Source organism: Lacticaseibacillus hulanensis (genome assembly GCF_004010095.1).
GTDB lineage: Bacteria > Bacillota > Bacilli > Lactobacillales > Lactobacillaceae > Lacticaseibacillus > Lacticaseibacillus hulanensis.
Genome location: NZ_RRYD01000038.1, coordinates 1 through 18,766 on the forward strand (window position 1 = coordinate 1; position 18,766 = coordinate 18,766).

Below are 18,766 nucleotides of genomic sequence, written 5' to 3' on the forward strand. Positions count from 1 at the left end.
ATAATGTGTTAATTCTTCCTTCAGCTAAAGCTGAAGAACCTACATTTATACGAAACTTTGTTCAGTTTTCAAGGAACTATCTTAAAGCAACTTGGATATCTTATCATCCGGTGCTCTAGCTGTCAAGCAATAACTTTAAATAATTATTGGCAACGCCTTTAAATTATCATTCAGCCTCGCAAATGTGATGCTCCGCTGCGTCATTACTAACGTGACAACACAAAGTATATTACCAGCCTGCCTAACGACCGTCAAGCAATAATTCGTAACTTTTCGGCCCATTTTGATTTACGCCACAACATTTTTGCCACACACCTGTTGATTAGGCCCGTTGTACCGGCCTTTGCTAAATAATAAAGAAACACTCAGCCGGGTGCAAAACATTTGGGCAAATTCGCCTAAAGACGTTGAAGTAAGACAACCACTCCCTTTTTGCTTATGCATACCGCAAATTATCGTTAATTGGTTTATGAATAATTTTTCCGTCATTATCCTCAATTTAGATAATATCGCGGTCAAGAAACAAAAATAGCGCACAGTCAGTTTCGACCGTGCGCCAATTCGTATATCTATAAGACTAGTTTTCTGGAGTAATCTTCGTCTGTCCGCCCATGTATGGAACCAATACTTCTGGAATTGTCACCGTGCCATCTTCATTCTGGTAGTTTTCCAGAATTGCGGCAACGGTACGTCCAACAGCGAGGCCGGAACCATTCAGCGTGTGTGCGTACTGCAGCTTACCGTTATCGTCACGGTAGCGAATCTGCGCGCGCCGTGCCTGGAAGTCGGTACAGTTACTGCAGCTAGAAATTTCGCGGTACGTATCCTGAGCTGGGAGCCAAACTTCAAGATCATACGTCTTGGCGGAAGTAAAACTTGCATCCCCCGTTGCGAGCGTGATGACGTGGTATGCCAGGCCAAGCTTCTGGAGCAGGCTTTCTGCATTCGCCGTCAGCTTCTCCAGTTCATTCCAAGAATCTTCTGGCTTCGTAATCTTAACCATCTCGACCTTGTTGAACTGGTGCATGCGGATGAGCCCCCGTGTGTCGCGGCCGGCACTACCAGCTTCGGACCGGAATGCTGGGGAAAGCGCCGTAACGTAAATTGGCAGCTTGTCCGCATCAATGATGGAATCGCGGTAGTAGTTAACCAGTGGCACCTCGGCCGTTGGGATAAGCGTGAGGTCACTATCTTCATTCGTAACCGTGTAGCTGTCACCAACAAACTTAGGGAACTGGCCGGTGCCAAACATTGAGTCGTTGTTCACCAGGTAAGGTGGCAGAACTTCGGTGTAACCTTCTGCATAGTGCTGATCAAGCATGAAGTTGTAGACCGCACGCTCAAGACGGGCACCAGAACCGCGGTAGTACACGAACCGGCTGCCGGAAACCTTGGCAGCATTCTCAAAATCCAAAATGCCCAGGTTTTCGCCAATTTCCCAGTGTGGCTTGGGTGTGAAGCCGAAGTCTGGAATGTTGCCCCACTTACGTTCTTCCCGTGCATCCTTCTCGTCCAGGCTAACTGGGGCGGAATCATCGGGGAAGTTGGGCAAACGCACAAGAATGTACTTCACCTTTGCATCAGTGTCTGCAAGCTGCTTATCCAGCGCGCCAATCTTCTGGCCGACTTCGCGCATTGCCGCAATTTCAGCACTGGCATCTTCCTTGTTTCGCTTCATCTTCGCGATGTCAGCAGATACTTGGTTCCGCTTAGCCTTCAGTTCTTCAGTCTCAGCCAGCAAGTTCCGGCGTTCCTGATCAAGACTCAGCAGCTCGTCAATCTCTTCGCCCTTAATTCCGCGCGCCGCTAACTTAGTCTTGGCCCAATCCGGTTCCTGACGAATTAACTTCAAATCAAGCATGGCAATTCCTCCCTGTGCACATCACTTCACGCAATGTGCTTCTTATATAGAAATAACGTTCATCAACGCAAGCCTGAAGACGAAAAAAGCCCCTCGTCCCCAAATACTTCATGGGACGAAAGGCTTGCTTTCCGCGGTACCACCCAAATTCGCCAAACTGGCGCACTCAAATCTGCATAACGGGCAGTATCCGTGCGGCTCCTCGCCGCCCACTATCACGCTGGAATGCTGCAATACCGGTTCACACCAAAACCCGGCTCTCTGAATTGCAAATAGGCGCTTAATGACGTGTTTTATCTGCTATTAAAGTAACCCAATTTTTACCGATTTGCAAGCTCGTTCTTCTTCTCGCCAAATAAACCGCGTCGAAACACGCTAAACAACCCGGAACCACAAGCGGTGGTACACGAAAATATATCATTCACCAACTGTGGTGTTGCTTTTCCCAACCTGCACCAGTAGACTAGACAAGGACGTTTGCGCACCTTTGTCGTAAACAGATACTGCTACATATAATAAAGGGAGTACAATAAATGATTGTTTTAGCGGGCACTATCGGGGCTGGTAAGACCAGTTTGACCAGCATGATTGCTAAGCACCTGGGCACCAAAGCATTCTACGAGTCAGTCGACGACAACGCGGTTTTACCACTCTTCTATAAAGATCCGAAGAAGTACGCCTTTCTTCTCCAAATCTACTTTTTAAATAAGCGGTTTAACTCTATTCACGCTGCTAACAGCAACCCAAATAATGTAATTGACCGCTCTATCTTTGAAGATTCGCTGCTTTTTCACCTCAATGCCGACCTTGGCCGCGCAACCAACACCGAAGTCAGTGTTTACGATGACCTGCTGGCCAACATGATGGAAGAAATGCCGAACGCGCACTACAAGAAGAATCCGGATTTGCTCATTCACATCCGCGTTTCCTTCGACACCATGCTGGAACGAATTCAGCGCCGCGGTCGTCCTTATGAACAGATTGCAAGCGACCCTTCCCTATACGATTACTACAAAACGTTGAATCAGCGTTACACGGATTGGTACGCAGCTTACGACGAGAGCCCTAAGATGCAAATCGATGGTGATGAACTCGACTTTGTTGCAGATCCCGCTGCCCGCGATAAGGTCCTAGCCCTTGTCGACGCCAAACTTGCTGAACTTCACCGTAACTAAACCGAATAATGAACACCAGCCAGGAGCTAAGGTTCCTGGCTTTTTTTGGCGCCGCAAAGCTGGCAACCCGCACAGATATTGGCTGTACCAAGATTCGCATTTTCCCCAACCATTTCCGACCGCAATCTGTAATTATTTGCCCCAAAAAGGCGTTATTGTTGCGGCGTAAAAAAGGCGCCAGCCCCTTATGCAACGCCATTATTTTTGTTATACTGACCTTCTAGAGAGCAAATTTATTCCGTTAAAATGGATGCACTGTACACGCTTCATAAGTTCGAATTGTCGGAGGTGGCCGCATTGCTGTACGAAGAAACGTTTCTTGATAACGCCGATTATCAAAAATACCAGATGTATCGCTCACTCAAAACCATTGATAACTTTGGGTTCACGATTAACGATCTCAGTGTGCAGATGCAGGTTTCCTACCAACAGGCGTACAACATCTTCCGCGAACTGCTTGCCGACATCGAGGAGATGACCGGGCACGCGAACAAGGCAGCGAAAAAGCGGGTCATGTCCCAGGACAACTTCCCGGTATCGGTTGACGAATACCGGTTATTCCTGCTGGAGAACTCCATTCAGTTTCAGTTCGTCGACTACCTCGTTCAATCGACCAGCCTGAGCGTCGACAAGTTCTGCCAAGATCGGTTCATCTCGCGCTCCACGTTAACGCGCAAAACCATGCCGCTGCGCAAACTACTTGCGGACTACGACATCAAAATCTCGTTCACACAACCCGGACTTGTCGGATCCGAGCAGAAGATTCGCCTGTTTCTGTTCATCTTCTACTGGCTCGGTTACCACGGGGTACGCTGGCCAATCACCGCAATTCACCCGCAGCAACTTAATCTAGCTTACAGCAAACTGCCAACCCGTAAGTCCAGCCCCATCGCCGCGCTGCAGGAGGTATTGTTCTGGGGGATTTGCCGGTTGCGCATTGTCCGTGGCCACACCATCACTTCCTGGCCCGAGTATGACGACATCTTCGGTAGCGTTGAGGCGATGAACACCCCAATCTACACCAAGGAAATGTTCCCGAAACTCAGTCCGGAAACGCTGGCGAGTGAATCAAAGTTCTTCCACTACCAGCAAAACCGCCAGCTGCGTTTCTCCACTTCCCAAGATAGCTGGCTTGAATTGTACGCCAACGTTGTTAGCACCGACAACCCGGTCCACGAATACATTAACGCAATCACCGATTACCTCGAGCAGTTCTGGCGTCAGGACGCCCCCGTCGCGTTCGGGGACAACGTTGTGCTAATTGCCAACATGATGCGCACCGTCATGAGCTACTACATGCTCGGCGGTGATTACGCCAAAATGGCCGATTTCTTCGACTCCAAGCGTGATTTCTACCCGCACTCCGAGCTTTACGCATCACTTCTGGCCTTCAACGAGGAGCTGCCGGACATACCGAGTTTCAGCGCGTTCAAACGCAGCGTTGTCCCAATGACCCTCACGCTCACCTACATGCTCACGCCGTACCTGCAAAACTTCACCTGGCCACAAATCGTCAAGTGCCGCATCCTGCTTGAGCACGGCGACGTGAACGCATATCGCGTCGTCAAATTCCTGCGCAACATGAGTTTTGTGCGCATCCAAGGTGACTCCGACGATGTGGACGAGGCAGACCTCATCATCACCAACATCGACGACGAGCCCCTCTTCCGGGACGTTGATGCAACTAGGCAAACAGTCGTTACCTGGCACGCAGACGCCACCGACAATGATTACTTCAACCTGTACCTGCTCGTTAAGCGGATCTTCCTGAAGATTCTCGGAATGGGCGACGTCGAATACACCCGCGTTTAGTTGACCTCAGCAGCAGCCTCGCTGTCAGCGCGGCATTTGCCCTGTCACCGTCTAACTACTATATGTATAGACAAAAAAACTGACACCACATCGGTGTCAGTTTTTTTGTTCATAGCTAGTTTAGTTTACTTCGCCTTAATGAAGGTTGACCCGTCAGCTTCAGGCATGCGCGCATTCCCGATGAAGGCAACCAGGACAATGATTGTAATCAGGTATGGGGCAATTGTGAAAATCACATCCGGCATCGTCTTGATGACGGGGATGTATTTACCAACAATGGCCAAGCTCTGTGCGAAGCCGAAGAAGACGGCCGCACCCATGGCGCCAACCGGGTGCCACTTACCGAAGATCATGGCTGCAAGGGACATGAACCCCTGCCCAACAATGGTCGTCGCGGAGAAGTTCAGGGTGATTGATTGCGCCATAACCGCACCACCAATCCCGCCGAGGAAACCGGAAATCAGCACCCCTGCGTACCGGTACGCGTAAACCGAAATACCAACGGAATCGGCCGCTTCGGGGTGTTCACCGACGGACCGCAAGCGCAAACCAAAGCGCGTCTTGGCAAGAACCCACCAAGCAGCGATGGAGACAAAAATCCCAATGTACGCCACCAGCGAAGTCTTCGTGAAGAAAATCGGTCCGATGACTGGAATTTTCGACAGCAACGGAATCGTCACGGTCGCAAGTGGGTGCTGCAGAATATCGGTCTGCCCACGCCCGTCAAAAATCAGTTTGGTCAGGTAAACCCCAAGTGCTGGTGCCATCAGGTTCATAACCGTCCCGGAAATGATGTGGTCCGTGCGCCAGTTAATCGTGGCCACCGCGTGCATCAGTGAGAAGACAAGACCAACCGCACCACCGACAAGTAGTCCGAGCCACGGCGTTGCCGCACCGAACGTGTTACCCATCTTCAGGTTGAAGACGACGGAGGAAAAGGCGCCCATGACCATGATGCCTTCGAGACCAACGTTAACAATCCCGGAGTGTTCTGAGTATGCACCACCAATGGAGGTGAAAATAAGTGGCGCAGAGTAAATGAGCGAGGTAGAGACAACGGTCATCAATAAGGTCGTAATATTCATCGTGCGTCACTTCCCTTCTTATTAGTTGTTACCGATTCGGGCCCGCTCTCAGGCGGTGTCGGCGCGGACGAATCTGCATTCGCAGTGCCGCCCCGCTTGTTCTTCTTGCCCCGACCAATCCGGCCGGTTTCAAAGAAGTAGCGAATCAGGTACTGTGCCCCAACGAAGAAGATAACCGCAGCAATAACAATGTTCACGATTTCTGATGGTGTCGTTGAGGTGATGGAAATGTTCAGTCCACCAATCTTCAAAATCCCAAATAGGAACGCCGAGAAGATAATCCCAATCGGTGCACCACCAGCTAGCAGCGAGACTGACATCCCGTCATAACCGATATCCGGCATGGCGGTGTTCACAATGATGTTCTGGAAATCCCCAAGGCCTTCCATCGCGCCGCCGAGACCGGCAAACGCACCGGAAATGAGCATGGCCACAATAATGGTGCGCTTCGTGGACATCCCCGCGTACCGGGATGCGTCTTGGTTCATCCCCACGGCCCGGATCTCAAACCCCATGGTGGTCTTCTTCATGAACCACCAGAGAAATACGGCCGCAGCAAGGGCAATCAGAATTCCCCAGTGCAAAGTGGAATTCTGGGTCAGGTTCTCAAGAAACGGTGTCCGCAGACGTGCAGCCTTGGGAATCGTTGGTGAGTAGTCAGCGTTGTTCTTAGCAAGTACACCCTTAATAATGGCATTGGTTGCGTACAGGGCGATGTAGTTCTGCATAATTGTGGTAATAACTTCACTGGCACCAAAGTAGGCACGCAGGTAACCGGCAATCCCGGACCACAGTGCCCCACCGAGAGCCCCGGCGATAACCGCACCCGGAATCATAATGATGCTAGGTAGACTTGGGAATGCAAGTGCAAAACTTACGGAGGCCAGCCAGCCAACCAGTGCCTGCCCAGCGACCCCGATGTTAAAGAACCCGGCTGAGTTGGCAATGGCAAAGCCAGCCCCGGTCAGAATAAGGGGAGTAGCAGTCCGGATAACTTCACCAATCGCATTTGGCGTCCCGACCGCACCCGTGAAGAGGTTAATATAGTTTTCAATCGGATTGAATCCGGATAGAAGCATCACAATGGCCCCGACTAGCAGCCCGAGAACAATTGCAATGAGTGGAATCCAGATGCTCTGGATTGTGGTCTTTTTAATCCGCATTAGTGGCAGTCTCCTTCCCGGCAATCTCGTCCCCAGCCATCAGCAACCCAATCTCGGATTCAGTCAGGTTTGCCGCACTCTCGGTTGCGACGAGCCGGCCAGCGTGGATAACCGCAATCCGGTCCGCCAATTGTTTGATTTCATCAAGTTCGTAGGAAATCAGCAGTACCGCGTGCCCAGATTCACGGGCATCCAAAATCTGCTGGTGAATGAATTCAATTGCCCCAACGTCGAGTCCACGTGTTGGGTTCATGGCAATCATGAGCTCAGGATCACGACTCATTTCACGGGCAATAATCAGCTTCTGCTGGTTACCACCTGAAAGTGAGCCGGCAGTGTTGTGAATGCTGCTGGTCCGCACGTCGAATTTCTTCGTCAGTTCCTCAGTCAGTTCAACTGCGGCCTTCTCGTTGCGAATCCCGTGCTTGGCAAGTGGTGCTTCCGTGTACGTCATCAGGCTCATGTTGTCGATGACGGTCATCGGCAGAATCAGGCCAAAACGCTGCCGGTCTTCAGGAATATGGCCGACCCCATCGCGCACAATCTGCCGTGGCGTTGCGTGGGTCACGTCCTTACCGTCAACGGCAACCTTCCCGGATGCAATTGGCATCAGCCCGGTTAAGGCCTTAACCAATTCCGACTGACCGTTACCGTCGATGCCGGCCAGACCAACGATTTCCCCGGCGTGAATGTCGAGGCTAAAGTCGGTAACGCGTTGCACCTTGGCCTTATCCACCACGTTCAGGTGGTCAATCTCAAGGATTGTCTTCCCAGGCTTAATGTCAGGCTTATCCAGGTCGAAATCAACTGGGCGACCGACCATCATCGTGGCCAGATCTTCAGCAGAACACTCGGAGGTCTTCACCGTGTCAATAACGCGGCCGCGGCGAATGATTGTCGTGATATCCGCCACCGCCCGAATTTCTTGCAGCTTGTGGGTGATCAGGATAACCGCTTTGCCTTCCTGCGCCAGCTTCCGCATGATTTCCAGTAAGTCATCGATTTCCTGCGGCGTTAATACGGCGGTTGGTTCGTCAAAAATCACAACGTCGGCTTCCCGGTAGAGGACCTTGACGATTTCAACACGCTGCTGCATCCCCACGGAGATATCCTCAACTCGAGCGTCCAAATCAATGTCCAAATCATAACGGGAAAGAATTGCTTCAACCTTTTGGCGTGCCTGCTTGAAATTAAGCCGACCGGCATTCGTTGGCTCTGCGCCCAAAATAATGTTTTCCAGCACGGTAAAGGCGTTAACGAGCATGAAGTGCTGGTGCACCATCCCTACACCCAAAACGGTCGCATCCTTGGCGGAGTGCAGCACAACCTCCTTCCCCTTAATCTTGATTTGACCACTGGTTGGTCGTAGAATCCCCGAAAGCATGTTCATCAGGGTCGACTTCCCAGCACCGTTTTCACCCAGTAATGCGTGAACCTGCCCACCATAGAAGTTGATGGAAATATCATCGTTCGCTTTGAAGTCCCCGAAGGCCTTCACTAGGTGGTGAATTTCGATTGCTGGTGTTTGTGTCATCGCTATTTCCCCACGCACGGACACCGTTATGTCCGCTTGCGATTCCTTTCTGAATGTTTTGCCCAGTAAGTGTTACCCTACAAAAAAGCCGGAACTCAAATACAGTTCCGGCCAGTTCTAAATTGGTACTACGATATATTAGAGGTCGGATGGCTTTTCAGCTACCGAGATATCACCCTTAATAATCTTTTCTCTGAATTCTTGAACTTTAGTCCAGGCCTTAGCACTCATATTACCACGAGTCAGCTTTACACCGTTACCCTTAAGTCCATAAACTTGAGTTTTGCCGCCTGGGAATTTGCCTTCCTTGGCTGCCGTTGCAAGTTTTTGCACTGCGATGTCAACACCCTTAACGGTAGAGGTAAGAGTCAGGTTGCCGCCCTTGTATTTACCATCGGCAGTCTGGTCACGGTCAACACCGATGACCCAAACCTTCTTGGTCTTGATGGCGTTCTTAGCAGCGGAGAAGACACCGGCACCGGTACCACCAGCAGCCTGGTAAATAACGTCTTCGTTGTTGTTGAACATAGCCTGTGCAAGAGCCTGACCTACATCAGCCTTGGAGAAGCTGTCGGCGTACTTGACGTCAACCTTGATGTTCTTGTTGACCGCAGCAACACCTTGACGGAACCCAGCTTCAAAGCGGTCGATAACTTCACCGTGAACCCCACCAATGAACCCAACCTTGTTGGTCTTGGTGGTTTCTGCAGCTGCAACCCCTGCAAGGAATGCACTTTCGTTATCCTTGAACGTAGCGGAAGCAACATTCTTCTGTGGAATTACGTCATCAATGATGATGAAGTTAATCTTAGGATTCTTCTTGGCAGCATCCTTAATCGTCTTCTCCAGCTTGTACCCAGAACCAATGATGGTCTTGTAACCAGCTTGGATCATCTTGTTAACGTTAGGGACAAAGTCAGCATCGGAGTTACTCTGTGCGTAGTTGTAACCACCTACGCCCTTCTCCATGCCGTTCTTCTTACCCCACTTCTGCAAACCTTCCCATTCGGACTGGTTGAAACTCTTATCATCAACACCGCCACCATCGGTAACGAGTGCTACTGAGTGAGCCTTGTCCGTCTTCCCAGAATCGCTAGACTTGCTGTTACCGCAAGCCCCAAGAACAAGAGCCAACACTGCAACTGCGGATGCAGTTGCTGCTTTAGAAGTGAATTTCACTGCTTTTTCCTCCTCGTTTGGGGGTTACCCCGATTACCGATAATATACCACGTGGGCGTCTTAACAGCAAGAACAATTAAAATAATACAAACGATAACGTTCGTGTTTAAACCGCTATCATACCAATTAAAACCAAGAAAAAACAGCATCTTACGAACGTAAGCTGTTTTTTTTCGATTGTTATCTTCTATTAGATGACACTTAACTAATCCGTTATCTTCCAAAAATCAATTATTTTTTCGCAGGACAATTCCGTTATACAGCCAGACAGTAATCAGGAAGTAAATAACATACAGAATCCCAAAAACACCAAACGGAAGTAACAAATTGTCATAAGGATTTAACAACAATGATTTAAAGAGCTGGAGCCCAAAAAGCACGTGGACAATGCCCAAGATTCCCGGCAGTGCAAACAAAGTTAGCAGTTCGGTGCGAATTGATTGACGGAGCAACCCTTCACGCACCCCGACGCGCCGCAGCATGGCGTAACGGCTCCGGTCGTAATCGGCCCCGGAGAGGATTTTGAACATGAGCGTGCTGGCAAGCATGGCTAAAAATGCCAGGCCGAGGAAGAAGCCCATGAACGCAAAGCCACTGAACATCGCGTTAAAGACTCCGTATGAGGCTGCTACGCTCCCCGTAGCGCCCCGTTCAAGTAACCCCGGATACTTCTTGTTCTCAATGTTTTGCAGGCGTGTGAGCGGCCTGATATTGGCACGCAAATCACGCAACCGGTACACGTAGACGGTCATCGTCGTTCCCGGGGCCGCCGCAAAGTTCTGGTCACTAGTGACCTGCACCTTCGCGCCGCCCTGAACCTTGGGCGCCGTCAGCAGCGAATCAATCAGTTGCGTGTACTTGAGCGGTGCCTGTGCGAATTTGGCGGCGCTGAGCGCGACATGTCTTGCCCGTGCGCTCCCGCCATTGTAGTTGGTCTGCACAAACACCAGCGGGCGCTTTTCAATCTCACCGCGGTTGAAGGTCACCATTTTCTGGCTGACCTTCACGGTGTACTTGGCTTGCCCGTATACACCCGGCAATTTGTTTGCCTCCGCCCGCTGCTTTGCGCTTGGATTGTGCTGGACCAGATCGTAACTGCTAAAGTTCTGGGCCATCTTCGGTACTTCGTTGTAAAAGCCCATCCCCACCGTGATGGCGCCCAGCGCGAGCGCGAAGAGAATCGAGACGACGGACAGAATTGCGGTGTACGAACGCACGCGGAAGCTAATCTGGGACAAGGTGAAGTTGCGCAGACCCTTACCGGCAAAATTGCGGTTCGCCTTCAACAGCTGAATTGCCTCAACGACAACCGCGTTAAACAGCAGGTAAGACCCGAGCACAATTGTCACCAGTGCCAGCGGAATGGCAAGCAGGCCCAGTACCGGTAGTTTGGTCATGGCCCAATAGCCAATTGCCAGCAAAACGAGGCCGCAGACTGCCTCGAGCATCAAGACAACTGGCTTTTGCTTGATTCGGGTTGGTGTCGCATCTGACCGGAGCAACGTCAAAATCGGCGTGGCCCGCATCTTGCTGGCGTTCACAATCGCGGCCAAGAAGAACAAAATCACGAAGAACACGAGCGTCACAATCACGGCCGGCAAGTAAAAAGGGGCAAAGTGGTTCTGCGCCGCATCGAGGGTCTTCATCAAAAATGACCCCACAACCTGAGTCAGCCCGACCCCAAAGGCAATCCCGACAACGGTGGCCACGGTCCCAATGGCCATGGTCTCCGTGAAGATTAGTTGACTGATCTTACTGCTTTTTGCACCGAGCATCATGAACGTGGCGTAATCGTGTTTGCGCATCGACAGCAAAAAGCTATTGGCGTAAACGACGTAGACTAAAGTGATAATCATGAGCAAAATGGCGCCGAACAAGAAGATGAACGGTGTGGCGCTGAGTCCAGCGGTACTGCCCGCCTGAAAATCTTTGTTGGTCGCAATCGTCATGAACATATAAAAAATGGCACTACCAATGATAAGACCGGAAAACAAAACCGCGTAGTCCCGAAAGCGATTCTTGATGCCGGCCAGAGCAAGTTTATTAAGCATTATTCACCTCTCCAATCAACCGACACCCTACTGCTGGAATGTTCCCAGTTCGTTCAGCACCTGGCCGTAGAACTGCTCGCGTGTACTGTCGCCCCGCAGCAATTCCTTACCAATGACCCCGTCCTTGATGAACAGAATCCGCTTGGCGTAACTGGCTGAAAATGGATCGTGGGTCACAAGCAGGATGGAGACGTTCTGCTTGTCGTTCAAATCCCGCATGGTTTCGAGCAGTTCCCGCGCGCTTTGCGAATCCAGCGCCCCCGTGGGTTCGTCACCAAACAGGATGGCCGGCTCGTGCACCAATGCTCGGGCCGCGGCCACCCGCTGCTTTTGCCCACCGGAAATCTCGGTTGGGTAGGAGTCAAGGATTTCGGCGATGCCGAGCGTTGCGGCAATCCGTTCCACCGCCGCATCACTCTTCTTTGGCGACACGTTCTGCAGGGCTAGGGGCAGGGCAATGTTTTCGCGGGCAGTCAGACTTTCAAGTAGGTTGAAGTCCTGGAAGATAAAGCCAATCTGGTTGGCCCGAAAATCAGCCAGCTTGTTGCCCTTCAGCTTCGTAACGTCCGTACCGTTAATCGTGGCCGTGCCGCTGGTGGGCTTGTCCAGAGTGCTCAGAATGTTGAGCAGCGTGGTTTTCCCGGAACCACTTGCCCCCATGATACCCACAAACTCGCCTGGGGCCACGTCGAAACTGATGCCCTTCAGCGCGGTGTATTGCTTTTCGCCCTTTTTGCCGTACGTCTTAGTGATGTCGCGCAGCTGCACAACCTTTTGTTCTGCCATAATTAACTCCTCCTGACCCAGACAACAACTAATTCATCCAGGTTTCTGATTTACGTTGGGTCCGCCAAAATGGCGCGTTGACCCCCCTCGTTCCCTAATACTTTACAATAAAACGCAAAATGTCGCTTCCGCCTGAGGCCCGATTATGAATTTATTTCGATTTGAGCAGTTTTTTTCTTTAAACTTTGTTATAATTTTCCAGGCATTTATTTCTGAAATTATCTCTACTGGAGGACAGACCGTTGAGCATCAACGCTTACAATAAGGCTCCCTGTCGCGCCAATTAACGTTGAAAATTTTCATTGTTAATTAGTAGTGACCATCCGTATCACTACGAATAAAGGAGCAAAATCGTGATTCAACCAAACAAACAATCAAATCGTTACATTACGTGGATGATTGTCGGACTGATGGACTTCGTTACCGTCATCGGTTTTGACGACATCATCTACAACTTCCAGAACCAGGGGCTCGTGGCTGTCTTCAGTTGGGTACTGATGACGTTCTTCTACGTTATTCCCTACAACCTCATCGTGGCCCACATGGGTTCCCAGTTCGACCAGCGTGGGGGTGGGATTACCTCCTGGATGCGTGAAACCAACGGGGACAAGGTTGGGTACTTCGCAGCCTGGTTCTACTGGATTACCGGCTTGCCATACGTGGTCGACGTGGCAAACTCAGTGGTTATCTCCCTTGGCTGGATTATCACCGGTAACGGGGACATCCAAAGCCACCTCGGGAACGCTTGGTTCGGGCTTTTGACCGCATTCATCTTCGTGGGCTTCATCTGGCTGCAGCACTTCTTCAAGAACAAGTCACTTGAAATCATGTCCACGATTGGTGGGGGTGCGATGTTCCTCATGACCGTGCTGTTCGTCATCATGACCTTCGCTGGCCTCGCACACGGTAACCCAATTGCGACCCACCCATTCCACTTCACCAACTTCCTGCCCCACAAGATTGACATGCACTTCCTCGCCGCGTTCGGGCTGTTCGTCTTCGCGATGAACGGGTCAGAATTGGCCGCGCCATACACCAAGGATATGAAGCACCCATCGCGTGATTTCCCGAAGGCACTCAAAATGATTGCCATCATGACGATGTTCCTCACCCTGTTTGGGACATTCTCCCTTGGTGTTTACTTTAACGCCCACCACCTGCCAAATGACCTGAAGATGAACGGTTCTTACTACGCGTTCCAGGCAATTGGTCAGCAGTTCGGTATGGGTAACTGGCTCATGTACATCTTCGCCTTCGTGCAGGGTGTCTACATGCTCGCCCAGTTGGCCGTTATCCTGGACGCTTCCACCCGTATTTTCCTCGGGGATGTTGCTAAGCGCTACATGCCTAAGCAACTGACCAAGATTACCGAAGATGGCCTGCCAATCAACGGTTACTGGCTGACCACCATCCTGTGTGGCCTGATTATGGCCCTGGCTGGTATGCTGCCAAAGATTAATGACATCTTCAACTGGCTGCTGAACCTGAACGGGATTGTTTCCCCAGCCAGCACCCTGTTCCTGTTCTGGGCTTACATCATGGTCCGGAAGCACAACGACAAGTTCAAGGGCGGCGAATACGTCTACATGAAGCACCGCTGGGCTGGACTCACGGTTGGCTGGTGGATGTTCGGCATCACCGCCTTGCTTGCACTGCTCGGCTTCTTCCCCGTTGACGCCGTGTTCGGGACGACCAAGTGGACGATGGAAATCATCATGAACCTTGGTGTCACCGCCGCAATGGTTGTTCTCGGGTTCCTGATGCCGTGGATTGCCCGCCGCCAGCGTGAGGCAACAAACGGCCTGGCGTTCGGCAAGAGTACCTGGTACTTCTTCACCGCCATCACCATGATTGGCCTGATTGCAGTTGTCAGCGATGGGCTGCAGCGCTCAATTCTGCCCGCAAGCATGGGTATTGGCCGCTGGATTGTTATCGTCATTGTTGACCTGATTATCGCAGCAATCATCTGGGGCGTCACCCGTGAAGGCCGCACCCAGGCGACTAACTAAGCGCAAATAAATGGTCCGAGGTAATGCAATTTAGCTTTGCCCCGTACCATTTTTGTTTGCTTCCCGCACCATTCCGGGAGCCAAGTTAGTTATTTTCTCCCACCAAGACGTCAATTCTGTGTTAAACTCAAGGTAATCGATAACGGAAAGAAGGGGAACATTATGCGGATTCGTTTACGGAACGCCCAAGACTAGACTTGTAGTGCGCTGTAAGCATCCGTGTGTTCTTCGCAGGGGTCGTGCTTTTGCGCGGCCCTTTTTGTGTGCGTGAGGAAAAACGCGCTCAGCAATGCAAGTCGGTCACCATCAGTAACGTACAAGTTAACACTGACTAAGATTGGAGTAATTATATGCCTGAAACTAAAACACTAGAAACAACCACTAAGACAATTAACGCCCTCATTAGTGGGATTACCAAACGCCAAGAAGATTTTGACTACACCATGACCGAACTCGGTGAGCTCGCCAAGGCCGGTGGTTACACCGTTGTCGCCGACGTTCGCCAGAAAGCTGACTTCCCGACCGGTGCTACCTACTTTGGTAGCGGCAAGGTTGAGGAGATCCGTGAGGCGGCGGAACTGCACGATGCCAGCGTTGTGATTGTCAACGATGAACTGTCACCTAGCCAGCTGCGTAACCTGGAAAAGCAAATCAAGCGCCACGTTGTCGACCGCACCCAGCTGATTTTGGATATCTTCGGCACCCGTGCCCGTTCCAAGCAAGCCAAGATGCAGGTTGAAATCGCGCAACTGCGCTATGCCCTGCCCCGTCTGCGTAACCAGACCGCTGGCTTTGACCAGCAAGGTGGTGGGAGCACCGGTGGCGGTGGTGCGGCACTTGCTAACCGTGGTTCTGGGGAAACCCAGCTGGAAATGGACAAGCGTGTTCTCACCAAGCGCATCAGCCACATCAAGCACGCGCTGCTTGACGAGGAACAAAACGCCGCAACCCGGAGCAGCCAGCGAACCGCTAGCGACATCCCAACGGTTGCCCTCGTCGGCTACACCAACTCCGGCAAATCCACCACGATGAACGGCCTGCTGAACCTGTACGCAGACCGCCCAACGGATAAGCAGGTGTTCGAAAAGGACATGCTCTTTGCCACGCTCGACACATCCGTGCGCCGCATCGACCTGCCGGGCAACCGTCAATTTCTCCTCAGCGACACGGTTGGGTTTGTCGGTAAGCTGCCAACCAAGCTGGTGGATTCATTCAAGGCAACCCTTGCTGAAGCCAAGAATGCCGACCTGTTAATCCATGTCGTGGATTACGCCGATGACCATTATCCGGAAATGATGAAGGTCACCGAAAAGACCCTGAAGGACATTGGCATCGACGAGAACGTTCCCGTCATTGAAGCCTTCAACAAGGCCGACCTGCGTGCAGACCACGCGGAGTTCCCCGAGGTGAACGGCAATCAGCTCATCTACTCGGCCCGGGACGATGCATCCCTGCGCAAACTTGCAGACATGATTGAAGCCCGCATCTTTGCCAACCAGGTAACCGCAACCTACCAAATCCCGTTCACGGATGGTGCAGCGGTTAACTACATTAATAGTGTGGCCAAGATTGCCAAGACCGATTACAACGAGACTGGTACGCTGATCACGGCGACCATGAGCAAGGCCCAGGCAGCGCGCGTTCAAAAGTATGCACTTGAAGCTGAATAAGACCATTAAAAAGGCGTCCCACCAGGCAATTTGCTTGGCGGGACGCCTTTTTTGGCTCTTAATGTGTCGCAACCGGCTCAGCTGGGTGGCTGAAGTAGAAGCCCTGCGCGTTTTGTACGTCGAACTTCTTAGCCAGGCGCAAATCACTGAAGGATTCAATCCCCTCAAAGGTGAATTGCGTGTTGTGTTCCTTCGCCAAGGTCGCCCACTGTTCAATGTTCTCTTCAAGATTATCCATCTTACCCTGTGCCCGCATGTTCTGCAAGGCGAACTTCAGGCAATCAACGTACGGCACGAGCTTCTCAACCACATCGAAGTCATCACAGTCAGACCCCACGTCGTCGATGGCCAGCTGAACACCGTTCTTCCGGTATTCCGCGCCGATTGTCTTGATGTCCTCAAGGGAAGGTGCCGCCGTCAGTTCCACGGTCAGGCTACCCAATTCGTCGGTTGAGTGCACGAAGTCAACGATTTTGTGCATCACATCTGCGTCCGCAAATTGGCTGGGCGTGAGTTTGATGTTCACGTTCTTAACCTTGAGCCGACGCAAAGCACGCTTCATTAATTTGATTTGCATTGCTACTGTTATTTCAAAATCATCAGGTAGCCGCCAAACTTTCTGATCGGCATCCCACATCCGCAGCAGCAGTTCATGCCGAACCACTTCCTGCGTGTTAAGTTCAACAATCGCTTGTGAAAAGTAGGTGTACGTAATCACGATTACTTCTCCCCTTTCGCGGCCCACGCCGCTGCATCACCATAAAAGGTTCAATTCTAGGTACCCCCATACCACCAAATTGAACGACGGTGCCTAAACTTATCGACAAGAAATCCGTGTGCCGTAACACACGGATTTCTCCTGTACCCATTTTACAGTTTGGTAGTTATTTATGAAAGGTGTTACCACCAATCATTCAATAAAAACTGCCTTTTTAGAACATCCCGCCACGATTATCCATTTTGGCATTCTTCGCGGTTTCCGTGATGTTGTTTTCAACATCGGTTGTGGTGCTCTGCTGAAGTGGTGTCCGCTGCGGATCGTTGAACAACCCACGGTAACGCTTCTCACCGCTCAGACTAGGATCAATCCCAGCGATTCGACTCTCTGGCTTGCTTTCGAGGTTCGTCACGTCGGCGCTGCTGGTAACCGAGACTGTCGGCGTGATGATGTCGTCATTTGGCAACATGTCCGCGGGTGCTTGCGTGTCAGCGTCAGGAATTTCTGGCGTCAAATCGGAAACACCGTCTGCCAGCGTGTCTTCCAGACCCGCATTCGCCGCAGCTTCACTGTCCGGCAGGGATACAGTGTTATCAGCATCCTGCGTAGCCGTTGCCGTCCCCGTCGTCTTCGGTGTTGTGGCACCGTCGCCGGGTACACTAGGCGTGGTCATGCCTGCAGCAGGAGGTGTCACATTACCATCACCTGTTGGGATAGTGGTATTTGCTGCTGGCGGCGTTGCGCCACCACCATTTGCTGGTGTGTTCGTGTTATCTGCTGGTGGAGTGACGCTACCGTCACCCGTTGGCGTGTCCGTGTTGCCTGCGGGTGGGGTGACATTCCCATCACCTGTTGGCGTGTCCGTTTTGTCTACCGGTGGCGGTGTGACATTGCTATCACCAGTTGGCGTGTTCGTGTTGTCTACTGGTGGCGGTGTGACATTCCCATCACCTGTTGGCGTGTCAGTGGTGTCTACCGGTGGCGGTGTAACATTCCCATCACCAGTTGGCGTGTCTGTAGTGTCCGCTGGTGGCGGTGTGACACTACGATCACCAGTTGGCGTGTCTGTAGTGTCTGCTGGTGTAGGCGTCGTAAATGGGGCGTCGTCCGGAACTTCTGCCTTGAAGTACGCCGCTACACCGTCATCTGGTACTTGACCCGGATTCTCTGGGTCGCCAGTTGTGGAAGGTGCGTCGTCGGGTACCTCTTCCTTGAAGTACGCCGCTACACCGTCATCCGGTACTTGTCCCGGATTCTCTGGGTCGCCAGTTTTGGAAGGTGCGTCGTCGGGTACCTCTTCCTTGAAGTACGTCGCTACACCGTCATCCGGTACTTGACCTGGGTTTACCGGGTCAGTGGTCGTTGATGGTGCATCATCTGGCACCTCTGCCTTGAAGTATGCCGCAACTCCGTCATCGGGCACTTGGCCTGGGTTTTCTGGGTCAGTGGTGGTTGATGGGGCGTCGTCTGGAACTTCTTCCTTGAAGTACGCCGCAACTCCGTCATCGGGCACTTGGCCTGGATTTACCGGGTCACCAGTTGTCGATGGCGCGTCGTCCGGAACTTCTTCCTTGAAGTACGCCGCTACACCGTCGTCTGGAACTTGACCTGGGTTTACTGGGTCAGTGGTGGTTGATGGCGCGTCATCTGGCACCTCTGCCTTGAAGTAGGTCGCAACTCCGTCATCGGGCACTTGGCCTGGATTTACCGGGTCACCAGTTGT

The 18,766-nt window shown here is 51.7% G+C and carries 12 protein-coding genes and 1 pseudogene; 4 read left to right on the plus strand and 9 right to left on the minus strand.

Going from position 1 to position 18,766, the window contains the following annotated elements; all coding sequences use genetic code 11:
- Nucleotides 1-577 precede the first annotated feature (577 nt).
- Nucleotides 578-1,861, minus strand: a complete 1,284-nt coding sequence (gene serS / locus EKN00_RS09620; RefSeq protein ID WP_127849996.1) for a serine--tRNA ligase — start codon at nt 1,859-1,861, stop codon at nt 578-580.
- 533 nt (nt 1,862-2,394) lie between these two features.
- On the opposite strand from serS, the gene EKN00_RS09625 reads away from it, so the two are divergent.
- Together EKN00_RS09625 and EKN00_RS09630 are read left to right on the plus strand one after the other, a co-directional pair.
- Nucleotides 2,395-3,036, plus strand: coding sequence for a deoxynucleoside kinase (locus EKN00_RS09625; RefSeq protein WP_127849998.1), 642 nt, complete (start codon nt 2,395-2,397; stop codon nt 3,034-3,036).
- 297 nt (nt 3,037-3,333) lie between these two features.
- Nucleotides 3,334-4,848, plus strand: coding sequence for a helix-turn-helix domain-containing protein (locus EKN00_RS09630; protein WP_164848100.1), 1,515 nt, complete (start codon nt 3,334-3,336; stop codon nt 4,846-4,848).
- A 125-nt stretch (nt 4,849-4,973) separates the two neighbouring features.
- Here the strand turns inward: EKN00_RS09630 and EKN00_RS09635 are convergent, their stop codons facing one another.
- The 6 genes from EKN00_RS09635 to EKN00_RS09660 form a co-directional block, all read right to left on the minus strand.
- Nucleotides 4,974-5,933, minus strand: coding sequence for an ABC transporter permease (locus EKN00_RS09635; RefSeq protein ID WP_127850003.1), 960 nt, complete (start codon nt 5,931-5,933; stop codon nt 4,974-4,976).
- Complete coding sequence (locus EKN00_RS09640) at nt 5,930-7,096, minus strand: ABC transporter permease (protein WP_127850005.1); 1,167 nt, start codon at nt 7,094-7,096, stop codon at nt 5,930-5,932. The genes EKN00_RS09635 and EKN00_RS09640 overlap by 4 nt, the downstream gene beginning before the upstream one ends.
- The gene (locus EKN00_RS09645; RefSeq protein WP_127850007.1) at nt 7,086-8,630 is read right to left on the minus strand and encodes an ABC transporter ATP-binding protein; all 1,545 of its coding nucleotides are present in this window, start codon (nt 8,628-8,630) and stop codon (nt 7,086-7,088) included. Before EKN00_RS09645 ends, EKN00_RS09640 begins: the two co-directional genes overlap by 11 nt.
- Before the next feature lie 138 nt (nt 8,631-8,768).
- A complete protein-coding gene (locus EKN00_RS09650; RefSeq protein WP_164848101.1) occupies nt 8,769-9,809 on the minus strand; it encodes a BMP family lipoprotein in 1,041 nt (346 codons plus the stop codon).
- A 227-nt stretch (nt 9,810-10,036) separates the two neighbouring features.
- Nucleotides 10,037-11,860, minus strand: coding sequence for an FtsX-like permease family protein (locus EKN00_RS09655; RefSeq protein WP_127850009.1), 1,824 nt, complete (start codon nt 11,858-11,860; stop codon nt 10,037-10,039).
- A gap of 27 nt (nt 11,861-11,887) precedes the next feature.
- Nucleotides 11,888-12,646: an ABC transporter ATP-binding protein gene (locus EKN00_RS09660; protein ID WP_127850011.1), complete on the minus strand. Its 759-nt coding sequence runs from the start codon at nt 12,644-12,646 to the stop codon at nt 11,888-11,890.
- A 395-nt stretch (nt 12,647-13,041) separates the two neighbouring features.
- Between EKN00_RS09660 and EKN00_RS09665 the strand changes: the two genes are divergently transcribed.
- Together EKN00_RS09665 and hflX are read left to right on the plus strand one after the other, a co-directional pair.
- Nucleotides 13,042-14,655, plus strand: coding sequence for an APC family permease (locus EKN00_RS09665; protein ID WP_127850021.1), 1,614 nt, complete (start codon nt 13,042-13,044; stop codon nt 14,653-14,655).
- Between the two features lie 350 nt (nt 14,656-15,005).
- Nucleotides 15,006-16,325, plus strand: coding sequence for a GTPase HflX (hflX, locus tag EKN00_RS09670; protein WP_127850013.1), 1,320 nt, complete (start codon nt 15,006-15,008; stop codon nt 16,323-16,325).
- Between the two features lie 58 nt (nt 16,326-16,383).
- Here hflX and EKN00_RS09675 read toward each other — a convergent pair whose 3' ends face one another.
- Both EKN00_RS09675 and EKN00_RS10900 read right to left on the minus strand, forming a co-directional pair.
- Nucleotides 16,384-17,043: an EAL domain-containing protein gene (locus tag EKN00_RS09675; protein ID WP_164848102.1), complete on the minus strand. Its 660-nt coding sequence runs from the start codon at nt 17,041-17,043 to the stop codon at nt 16,384-16,386.
- Between the two features lie 214 nt (nt 17,044-17,257).
- Nucleotides 17,258-18,766 (minus strand): annotated as a pseudogene (locus tag EKN00_RS10900) (hypothetical protein); the annotation flags it as partial.

Bases quoted from the DNA above. Each gene is read 5' to 3' on its own strand.
- EKN00_RS09655 (WP_127850009.1), bottom strand. From the start codon at position 11,860: ATGCTTAATAAACTTGCTCTGGCCGGCATCAAGAATCGCTTTCGGGAC.
- EKN00_RS09665 (WP_127850021.1), top strand. From the start codon at position 13,042: ATGATTGTCGGACTGATGGACTTCGTTACCGTCATCGGTTTTGACGAC.
- EKN00_RS09660 (WP_127850011.1), bottom strand. From the start codon at position 12,646: ATGGCAGAACAAAAGGTTGTGCAGCTGCGCGACATCACTAAGACGTAC.
- hflX (WP_127850013.1), top strand. From the start codon at position 15,006: ATGCCTGAAACTAAAACACTAGAAACAACCACTAAGACAATTAACGCC.
- EKN00_RS09640 (WP_127850005.1), bottom strand. From the start codon at position 7,096: ATGCGGATTAAAAAGACCACAATCCAGAGCATCTGGATTCCACTCATT.
- serS (WP_127849996.1), bottom strand. From the start codon at position 1,861: ATGCTTGATTTGAAGTTAATTCGTCAGGAACCGGATTGGGCCAAGACT.
- EKN00_RS09645 (WP_127850007.1), bottom strand. From the start codon at position 8,630: ATGACACAAACACCAGCAATCGAAATTCACCACCTAGTGAAGGCCTTC.
- EKN00_RS09635 (WP_127850003.1), bottom strand. From the start codon at position 5,933: ATGAATATTACGACCTTATTGATGACCGTTGTCTCTACCTCGCTCATT.
- EKN00_RS09625 (WP_127849998.1), top strand. From the start codon at position 2,395: ATGATTGTTTTAGCGGGCACTATCGGGGCTGGTAAGACCAGTTTGACC.